Below are 10,346 nucleotides of genomic sequence, written 5' to 3'. Positions count from 1 at the left end.
AGCATGCCTGCATCCTTTACAGCTTGCACAATACGGCCGACGTAAGTATCCAGTTCTTTCAATTTGGCATAATATTCGGGTGTATCATGTCCTGCCTGATGTCCTACATGGTCGGGGTTGTCAAAGCATACGGCAAGTAATGTCGGTTTCTTTTCTTTGATGTACTCTTCTGCCATACCGCATAATGCTTCAGGATGAGCGTTGTAATCGGGAGCTAACGCATGATGGCTCATAGATAGAGTATCAACCAGATATTTGATGCCGTCCCACTCGTATAGGCAGCCTATTTCAGCTTTGGGTTGGGCATTGCGCAGCAAGTAAAAGATAGTAGGAAATATTCCGTGTTGGTTTGTTTCGCGTGAGGGCAATTCAGGTGTTTTTGAACCCCATTCCGTATATCCATGTAGCTCGGGACCGGCACCCATAAACATGGAAGCCCAGTTGACGGCACTTGAAGAGGGGAGTACAGAACGTTTTTCCAACGTATAACTGCCGTCTTTCATTAATTGTTTGATGTTTGGGATTTCTGCTTTGGGAATGCTGTAAGCACCCCAGCCGTCGAGGCCGATTAATACTACGTGTTTTGCTTTTCCTTTGGCGTGGCAAGGAGTAGAAATAAAGCACACTGCAAGGAAGGATAAAATCAGTGAGATAGTTACTTTTTTCATTTATCTGTTTTTTAATTGTTTCGGTTGTTTAGGGTCTGACATCTTTCTTTCGGATGAAATACCAAAATACGCAATAACTTTTGATACTCGCAAATTTAGAGCAGAGAATGTAAAATGTCAATGTTTTTATTACCTATTATTCGTTATTTTGATTATTAATAGTAAATTTGGCACCAATCATTAACTAAAACTGAAATTGCTTATGAAGAAATTTCTTGTTCTATTGATCTGTTTGTGTGCTTTTGCTACAACATCGTTCGCACAGAAGGGTGAATCGTCACTGGGCGCTAACTTAAATTTTAGTAATGAAAGAAATATTGGTCTCGGTGTTAAGTATCGCTATTCTTTTACCGATAACTGGCGTATCGAGCCTGTCTTTAATTACTACTTCAAGCACGATTATGTTTCTATGTGGGATTTGGGAGCTAACATGCATTATGTAATTCCTGTAGCCAGCAAGATTTCCGTTTATCCTTTGGCGGGTTTGGAATATGCCAATACCAAACTCCATTCCGAATTATGGAAAGGTGGTCTGAACGATGGGCAAATAGCTATTAACTTAGGTGCTGGTGTTGACTTTAAAATAGCTTCTAATGTAACTCTTGACTTGGGACTTAAATATCAGATTATCGATAATTGGAACCAGTTGGTGTTTAATGTAGGTATTTCTTTTGGACTCTAAGTTTACGCTTATCTAACATCTTCTGTTAGGCAATATATACCGAAACACAGCTTTTAATGTTGTGTTTCGGTTTTTTATTTGCTACTTCTCCGGTTTAAATCTCCCAAAGAAGGATGTTTGAATGCTCAAACAAAGCAGAGTTTATGCATTCCACCTCCACACCTCCACCTTTTTTCTGTATCTCTCTGTTCATCGGCATTACAGGTGCTGTGGAAGCAAATTAAAAAGGTGGAGGCAAATTTTGCTTCCACCTTGCTGTTAATATCTTGCAGATATCGGAATGCATGATGCGTTTACCCCGAACAGACCATCTGTTTAGCCCAAACGCATCATCTGTTTAGGGTAAACACACTATCCGTTTTGCCACACTTCAACGTCTGGAATGCCGGGGATTTTCGCCAAAATCACAGAGGTTTTCAAGGCAAATGCCAGCCATCTCATCTGCTGAGGTGTGGCATTTACTGGATCTATAGATGCCACTCGCTGGATGTATAGATGCCGTGTTCTGGAAATATAGATGCAACAGACTGGATATATAGATCCCTGTAACAGATGATGCCTAATTCGAAACGGGAAAACTATGAATGTTTCTTTGACTACAGATTACGCTGATTATCAGGTTACACAGATTATTTTTTCATCTGCATACTAAACTCGCAACCACAATATTGCTGGTTATAGAAGTCATATTCTTTAAGGAGCTCATTCCGCCGGTCTTGAAGCCCACCTTTACGCCAGTTCTGTTCCCAGAACTCGGTGCCGGGATAGAGATCAGCAGCTTGTTTTCCTGCTTTATTAATTTGCTCCAGACTTTTCCATCGTGAAGAGGCAAGGGTAGTGGTGAACAGTGTAAACCCATGCTCTGATGCATATCGGGCAGTTTCCGTTAGGCGCAAAGTAAAGCATTTCAGGCAACGCCCGCCTCGTTCCGGTTCGTTCTCTAAACCTTTTATGGTGTGCAACCAGTGTGCATAATCATAATCTGCATCGATGAAATCGAGCTCTTTGGAGGTTACAAAGCGGATGGCTTCATTTTTTCTGATCTCGTATTCCTCCTGCGGATAAATATTGGGATTACAATAAAATATAGTTGGACGAATGCCGTTTTCCAACATACATTCGATGATAGCCGAAGAACAAGGTGCACAGCAGGAGTGCAATAGCACCTTGTTTTCTCCGTTTGGGGTCTGAATCCTTAGCATGATTATACTTTTAATTTAATCTTTCCTTTTACCAGTAAGCCGGTGAACTGCACAATGATGAGGGAGAATACCAGTGATTTGAGCAGTCCGGGGGCACCGCTTCCCAATACTTCGGGGTAGTGCAGATTTAGTAATTGTTGAACGGCATACCATATATAAGGAATGATGTAGCAAGTCAATGTCGCAGTACCGGCTGGCTTGATGATATTGAACCAGTTGGTTTTGCCTTTTACATCCGTCAGCCAATAGAAGAAGCCGAATAGCGGGAAGAAAGCAGCAAGGCAATAGAATAACCAGCTTGGAGTGGCTTGTATTTTAGAGATAATCCAGTACGGGTGGGAGATGAGGGCAAGAACAAGCATTCCTACACCAAGGATACAGAGCATACCGATGAATTTCCCAGGTTTGGCACGGTCGGCATATTGTTGCATCAATAGAGAGGTCAGCAGACCGGACATACCGAAAGCATGTAGCGTCCAATCACTAGGAATGAAAGGTAGTAAGACAATCCGGCTGCCATATTCACCCGGTATCAAATCTGAATGGCTGAGTACGGCAAGCAACACTACAACAAACCAAGCAATGGCATTATTACGCAAGCTCTCGCGAGTAAACAGATAAATACCTGCACATACGGCATACGTCCAGCCAATCAGTCCCAAAATGCCCCACCAACTAACTTGGAAAGGCTTTCCATTCATATCTTTATAGACAACAAGAAATGCCAGTAGCAGTACGCCAGCTATTTTCATTGCGGTGAAAAGGGCTTTTTTTGAACCTTCAGCCTTCGGATAAACACCCCAGGTCAGGAAGAAGCCGATCACCATCAGTATAGAAAACCATGGGTGAGATAATCCGCCCTCAATGTCGCCACTATTGAGTGAGAACAATCCCATAGCTAACAATGCCACCGTGCGCCAGAATACATGTGAAATAACTTGAAGCGTAGTGTCTCCTTTCTTGTAACGGTTTTGTATGGCAAACGAAATGGACATACCCATACAGAAAAGGAAAGCCGGGAAAATGGTATCGGAGAATCCCAACATGTCCTCGTCGATCTTTGCATGCATCAGCCAGTGAGGAACGTTTTTCAGACCGGGAATGTCGTTTACGAAGAGCATAAGGAACATGGTAAGTGCACGGAATACATCGACCGCAGCTACTCGTTGGGAGGCTAAGTTTTTCATAAGTGTTTTAATTTTGGGGGTTTAAGTCGCAAATATAAGAAACTATTTTTTGGGGTGCTATAGCTTTGTAGGATTTCTTGTTATCTTTGTTGCCATGAAAAGGAAACTACTATTCTTTTGTCTTTTCATTGTTGCGATTGCGCAGAATATGGTAGCTTCTGCCGATTCGTTGACTGTTGCTGCATTGACATCTTCACTTGATGAAGCAATCGGTGCGCACGAGCAATATGTAGCTATACGTAAGGCACGTATTGAGAAATTGAAGAATCAACTGCTCGATGTAGATACAACCAGCACCTCTTTCTTTCGATGGAATGGGGAAATTTATAAAGAATATAAAGCTTACATCTGTGATTCTGCCATCTATTACCTCAATGTCAATCTGGACTGGGCAGAGCTACACAAACAACAGGATGCTGCTGCTGAAACCCGACTGGAACTTGCCTATCTGATGGCTTCCGCAGGAATGTATGAGGAGGCTACCGATTTGTTAGGGCAGATTGATAGAGAATTGCTGCCCGACCGTTTGTTACCCGATTATTACAACTGCTACCGTCATCTATATGAAGAACTAAGAGCCTTTACACAAGACAATTCTTTTAGAAAACGCTATCAGAAACTATCCGTCAATTATGATGATTCATTGATGCAGGTGCTTCCGCCAACTTCGGCTCTTTATATGGAACGGAAGGAGATGCGCGAGGCGGCGGCCGGGAATTTACAATTGGCTTTGAGCATTAATGACAAACGTCTGGCTAACGTAGAACTGAATTCTCCTGAATATGCATTGGTTACCTATCATCGTTCACAACTCTACCGGCAGATGGGGGATAAAGAAGCAGAGAAACGTTATCTGACATTGTCTGCACTGACTGATATCCAGTTGGCAATCACCGATCATGCTTCTCTTTGGAATTTGGCACAATTGCTTTATGAAGAAGGTGATATTGAGCGTGCCTATCAATACATCCGCTTTTCGTGGAATGAAACGAACCGATACAATGCTCGTAGTCGTAGTTTGCAAACTGCGGGAATTCTTTCGTTGATAGATCTCACTTATCAGGCTATGCGTGAGAAGCAAAATGACCGACTTCGTCTGTATATTGGGTTAATCAGCGCATTGACTTTGTTGTTGGTTGCCGCAGTCGCCTACATTTACCGGCAGATGAAACGCCTTTCTGTAGCCCGCAATAACCTGGAACAGGCTAATGAACAGTTGCATATCTCCAATCATATTAAGGAGGAATATATAGGACGGTTTATGAATTTGTGTTCCATTTATATAAATCGACTGGATACCTATCGCAGAATGGTCAATAAAAAAATATCGGCGGGGCAGACAGAGGAACTCTTGAAGATGGTACGATCCCGTGAAGTGCTGGATGCGGGCTTGAAGGAGTTATATGAAAACTTCGATACTGCTTTCCTGAATCTTTTTCCGGATTTTGTTGATAAGTTCAATGATTTGCTACAACCTGAAGAGCGCATCGTACTTCGCAAAGGTGAATTGCTGAATACCGAACTTCGTATCTTTGCCTTGATACGCTTGGGTATTGATGATAGTTCTCAGATCGCAGAGTTTCTTCGCTATTCAGTAAACACTATCTATAATTATCGTGCTAAGGTAAAAAGTAAGGCCCGCATCTCTCGGGAAAACTTTGAAATGCACTTGATGATGATACGTTAACAATACGTCAATTGGGGTTTTTGTATCCACTTTTTGATGTTCACTACTGTTTCTCATCTTGTTGTTTATTAGTATGTTAAGTATGTATATAGCCTTTAGTATTCCACCTATTATTATTTCGTCGGTACGGTGTGTTCTTATCTTTCCTAACTTTGGGAAAGTTTAAACCATTAAAGACGATACCATGAAATTAAAATTTCCTCTCTTATTAGGTTGTTGTATGTCGGTTGCGGCAATTGCTTGTGGCAATAATTCTGTTCCGGCAGCAGAAACACCTTCTGAACCGGCAACACCTGAAGGTAAAGTAACGGCATTAACTACGACTGCCGACCGTGCACAAAGTTTTAACGAAACGACTTTGAGCTTCTCTGCTAAACCAAAGTTTGCAGAAGTGATTACATTAAATCCGGCTGTGCGTTATCAGTCGATGGATGGATTTGGAGCTGCTGTTACCGGTTCCACATGCTATAATCTAATGAAGATGGCTCCTGCCGACCGTGCAAAGTTCCTGACCAAGACTTTTTCTGATAAAGACGGACTGGGATTTAGCTATATCCGTATTTCCATCGGTTGTTCGGACTTCTCACTGAGTGAATATACTTGTTGTGATAAGCCGGGTATAGAGAATTTCGCTTTGCAAAGCGAGGAAAAGGATTACATTATACCTATCTTAAAAGAGATTCTGGCAATCAATCCGGCAATCAAGATCCTGGGTTCTCCCTGGACTTCTCCCAAATGGATGAAGGTGAACAATCTGGATGAGAAGAAACCTTTTGATTCCTGGACAAGCGGTCAGTTGAATCCGGATTACTATCAAGATTACGCTACTTATTTCGTAAAGTGGATACAGGCTTTCAACAAAGAAGGCATTCAGATTTATTCCATTACTCCTCAAAATGAACCGTTGAATAGGGGAAATTCAGCTTCTTTATTCATGGGATGGAAAGAAGAACTGGCATTCGTGAAAGAAGCTCTTGGTCCTGCCCTCAAAGCTGCCGGACTGGATACTAAAATCTATGCTTTCGACCATAATTATAACTATGATAAGATGGCAGACCAGAACGATTATCCTATCAAAATGTATGATGACGAAGTAGCCGCCTCTTTCCTGACCGGTGCAGCCTACCACAACTATGGAGGTAATCGCGAGGAACTGAATGATATTCAAAGTCAGCGTCCCGATAAAGAGCTTATCTTTACCGAAACCTCTATCGGTATGTGGAATGATGGACGTAATCTACAGAAACGTCTGATGGATGATATGCGTGAAGTAGCTTTGGGTACAGTGAATAACTGGTGTAAAGGTGTCATTGTCTGGAACCTGATGCTCGACTCGGAGCGTGGTCCTAATCGTGAGGGTGGGTGCCAGACTTGCTACGGTGCGGTAGATATTGATCGCTCCAATTATAAGACGATTACTAATAACTCACATTATTACATTATCGGTCATTTGTCATCGGTAGTAAAACCGGGCGCATATCGCATTGAAAATAGCGGTAATTCTACCAAGGGCTTGATGTGCTCTGCATTCGAAAATCTCGATGGAACGGTTGCTTTTGTCGTATTGAACGAGAATGAAGGCATTGCTCGTATAAGCCTGACTGCTGATGGAAAGAATTATATAGATTGTACGATACCGGGCAAATCGGTAGCTTCCTATCGTTGGAAAAGATAACAAGGCATTATTCACACACAAACATGAATCAATAATAATAACCCCAAATTATATTACGCATGAAACATTTAGTAACAACAACTCTTTCTATTGCCCTGCTTGCGTTGGGTACAATGGGATGCAGCGAGAAGAAGGCTGCGGAACAGGTTTCTTCTGATGCCTTCATTACCATTCAAGGACAAGATTTGGTTAAGCCCGATGGAAGCAAACTATTTATAATGGGTACGAACCTTGGCAATTGGTTGAATCCGGAAGGTTATATGTTTAAGTTCAGTAAGACGAATTCGGGACGTTTCATTAATGAGATGTTCAGCCAATTGGTTGGCCCGGACTTTACTAATGAGTTTTGGAAAGCGTTCAAGGACAATTATGTAACCCGTGAAGATATTCAGTTTATCAAGAATACGGGGGCTAATACGATCCGTCTGCCTTTCCACTACAAACTATTTACGGATGAAGATTATATGGGTTTGACTGCCAATCAAGATGGATTTGCCCGTGTAGACAGCTTGGTTAACTGGTGCCGCGAAGCAGACCTTTACCTCATTCTGGATATGCACGATGCTCCCGGCGGACAGACGGGGGATAACATTGACGATAGCTACGGCTATCCCTGGTTATTCGATAGTGAAGCCAGCCAGCAACTCTACTGTGATATCTGGCGTAATATTGCCGACCGATATAAGAATGAACCGGTAATCTTGGGTTACGAACTTTTCAATGAACCCATCGCTCCTTATTTCGAGAATGTGGATGAACTGAACGGAAAATTGGAAGAGGTGTATAAGAAAGGTGTAGCTGCTATTCGTGAAGTAGACAAGAATCATATTATCTTATTGGGTGGTTCGCAATGGAATAGTAACTTCAAACCGTTCAAAGATTCCAAGTTCGATGATAAGATTATGTACACTTGCCATCGTTATGGCGGCGGGACATCGAAAGAGGCTATTCAATCTTACATTAGCTTCCGTGACAGTGTGAATCTGCCGATGTACATGGGTGAAATAGGACACAATACGGATGAGTGGCAAGCTGCTTTCTGCAAGACAATGCGTGAAAACAATATCGGTTATACTTTCTGGCCTTATAAGAAGATGGATGGTTCCTCTTTTGTAGGCATCACTCCGCCGGAGAACTGGGCGAATGTTGTGTATTTCTCTGAAGCTCCACGTGCCACATACAAAGAAATTCGTGAAGCCCGCCCCGATCAGGCAATGTCACGCAAGGCAATGATGGACTTTATTGAAGCTTGCAAACTGAAGAATTGTGTAGTACAAGAGGGATATATCCAATCATTGGGAATGAAAAAATGATTAACTTTGCTGACCTCTTGATAGACACTGGTGTCTCTCGCGATAAACACAAGTGTCTGATAAATGATATAAATACATATATAAAAATAAGAACGAATGAAGAAAGTATTACTCGGTTTGGCATTAGCTGTTGTATTGCCTTTGTCGGCACAGCAGAAGCCTGTTTATTTGGACGCAACCAAACCCATTGAGCAGAGAGTGGAAGATGCATTAAGTCGCTTGACACTGAAAGAAAAGGTAGCGATGGTACATGCACAGTCAAAATTCAGCAGCGCTGGTGTGCCTCGTTTGGGTATTCCTGAGTTTTGGATGACCGACGGCCCTCACGGAATCCGTCCTGAAGTATTGTGGGACGAATGGGATCAGGCAGGTTGGACGAATGACTCTTGTGTGGCTTATCCTGCACTGACTTGCTTGGCAGCTACCTGGAATCCTGAAATGTCTATGCTTTATGGAAAGAGCATCGGTGAAGAGGCTCGCTATCGTAATAAGACCGTTTTGTTGGGTCCCGGTGTGAATATCTACCGTACTCCGTTGAACGGACGTAACTTTGAATATATGGGTGAAGACCCCTATTTGGCAGGTCGTATGGTGGTTCCATACGTACAAGGTGTACAGCAGAACGGTGTTGCCGCTTGTGTAAAGCACTACGCATTGAACAACCATGAAGTGAACCGCCACACAACCAACGTGATTGTAGATGACCGTGCCCTCTATGAGATCTATCTGCCGGCTTTCAAAGCTGCTGTTCAGGAAGGTAATGCATGGGCTATCATGGGTGCTTACAATCTTTATAAAGGTCAGCACGCTTGCCACAACCAATATCTGCTAAACGATATTCTGAAAGGTGAATGGGGCTTCGACGGTGTTGTTGTTTCCGACTGGGGTGGTGTACACGATACAGACCAGTCTATCACCAACGGCATGGATATGGAATTTGGTAGCTGGACCAATGGCCTTTCTCAAGGTACCAGCAATGCATACGACAATTATTATCTGGCAATGCCTTATCTGAAGCGTATTCAGGAAGGTAAAGTAGGTACAAAAGAATTGGATGATAAAGTACGCCGCATCTTACGTCTTGCTTTCCGCACTACAATGGATCTGAACCGTCCTTTCGGTAGTCTGCTTTCTCCGGAACATTACGAAGCTGCCCGTCGCATTGGTGAAGAAGGTATCGTATTGTTGCAGAACAAGAACTCCGTTCTTCCGATAGATTTGAATAAGGCTAAGAAGATTGCTGTGATTGGCGAGAACGCCGTTAAGATGATGACTGTAGGTGGTGGTAGTTCTTCACTGAAAGTACAACGCGAACTCTCTCCGTTGGATGGTATCAAAGCACGTGTGGGTGATAAAGCCGAAATCGTGTATGCCCGTGGATATGTGGGCGATGCAACCGGCGAATACAACGGCGTAGTAACCGGTCAGAACCTGAAAGACGACCGTACTCCCGAGGAGCTGATTGCTGAGGCTGTGAAAGTAGCTGCTGATGCTGATTATGTAATCTTCATCGGTGGTTTGAATAAGAGTAATCATCAGGATTGCGAAGACTCTGACCGTAAGGGACTGAACTTGTCTTACGGACAAGATGAAGTAATTTCTGCTTTGGCTAAAGCAAACAAGAACCTGGTTGTAGTGAATATCTCTGGTAACGCCATCGCCATGCCTTGGGTAAACGAAGTTCCTGCTATTGTACAGGATTGGTACTTGGGTTCGGAAGCCGGAAGTGCTCTTGCAGCAGTTTTGATGGGTGATGTGAATCCTTCAGGTAAATTGCCGTTTACTTTCCCCGTGAAGCTGGAAGATGTTCCTGCTCATAGCTTGGGTGAATATACCGGCGAAAGTAGTCGTAAGACTATCGACATCAAGTATAACGAAGGTATTTTCGTAGGATACCGTTGGGCTGACAAACAGAAGAAGGTTAAACCGTTA

Annotated in this window: 8 protein-coding genes; 5 read left to right on the top strand and 3 right to left on the bottom strand. The window is 42.9% G+C overall.

All coding sequences use genetic code 11. From position 1 onward, the window contains the following. On the bottom strand, window positions 1-668 hold a 668-nt coding region (locus Q1W14_RS09875), incomplete at its 3' end, for an alkaline phosphatase (RefSeq protein ID WP_300701207.1). Between the two features lie 202 nt (window positions 669-870). On the opposite strand from Q1W14_RS09875, the gene Q1W14_RS09870 reads away from it, so the two are divergent. Continuing rightward, window positions 871-1,350, top strand: a complete 480-nt coding sequence (locus Q1W14_RS09870; RefSeq protein WP_300701205.1) for a porin family protein — start codon at window positions 871-873, stop codon at window positions 1,348-1,350. Between the two features lie 629 nt (window positions 1,351-1,979). Here Q1W14_RS09870 and Q1W14_RS09865 read toward each other — a convergent pair. Both Q1W14_RS09865 and Q1W14_RS09860 read right to left on the bottom strand, forming a co-directional pair. Continuing rightward, complete coding sequence (locus Q1W14_RS09865; RefSeq protein WP_300701203.1) at window positions 1,980-2,552, bottom strand: epoxyqueuosine reductase QueH; 573 nt, start codon at window positions 2,550-2,552, stop codon at window positions 1,980-1,982. A gap of 2 nt (window positions 2,553-2,554) precedes the next feature. Continuing rightward, window positions 2,555-3,739 carry a DUF5009 domain-containing protein gene (locus Q1W14_RS09860; RefSeq protein WP_300701201.1) on the bottom strand — a complete coding sequence of 395 codons (1,185 nt, stop codon included), beginning with the start codon at window positions 3,737-3,739 and terminating at the stop codon, window positions 2,555-2,557. Window positions 3,740-3,833: 94 nt separating this feature from the next. Between Q1W14_RS09860 and Q1W14_RS09855 the strand changes: the two genes are divergently transcribed. From Q1W14_RS09855 to Q1W14_RS09840, 4 genes are all read left to right on the top strand, one after another. Then, window positions 3,834-5,426, top strand: a complete 1,593-nt coding sequence (locus tag Q1W14_RS09855; RefSeq protein WP_300701199.1) for a DUF6377 domain-containing protein — start codon at window positions 3,834-3,836, stop codon at window positions 5,424-5,426. 184 nt (window positions 5,427-5,610) lie between these two features. Beyond that, window positions 5,611-7,101 (top strand): glycoside hydrolase family 30 beta sandwich domain-containing protein, encoded by a 1,491-nt coding sequence (locus Q1W14_RS09850; protein WP_300701197.1) that lies wholly within the window; start codon window positions 5,611-5,613, stop codon window positions 7,099-7,101. 59 nt (window positions 7,102-7,160) lie between these two features. After that, window positions 7,161-8,414: a glycoside hydrolase family 5 protein gene (locus Q1W14_RS09845; protein WP_300701195.1), complete on the top strand. Its 1,254-nt coding sequence runs from the start codon at window positions 7,161-7,163 to the stop codon at window positions 8,412-8,414. A gap of 96 nt (window positions 8,415-8,510) precedes the next feature. Further along, on the top strand, window positions 8,511-10,346 hold a 1,836-nt coding region (locus tag Q1W14_RS09840; protein ID WP_300701194.1), incomplete at its 3' end, for a glycoside hydrolase family 3 C-terminal domain-containing protein.

It is taken from the genome of Bacteroides sp., assembly GCF_030151085.1.
Lineage (GTDB): Bacteria > Bacteroidota > Bacteroidia > Bacteroidales > Bacteroidaceae > Bacteroides.
The sequence above is the reverse complement of the archived record's forward strand: the minus strand, read 5'-3'. Positions and strand labels throughout refer to the sequence as shown.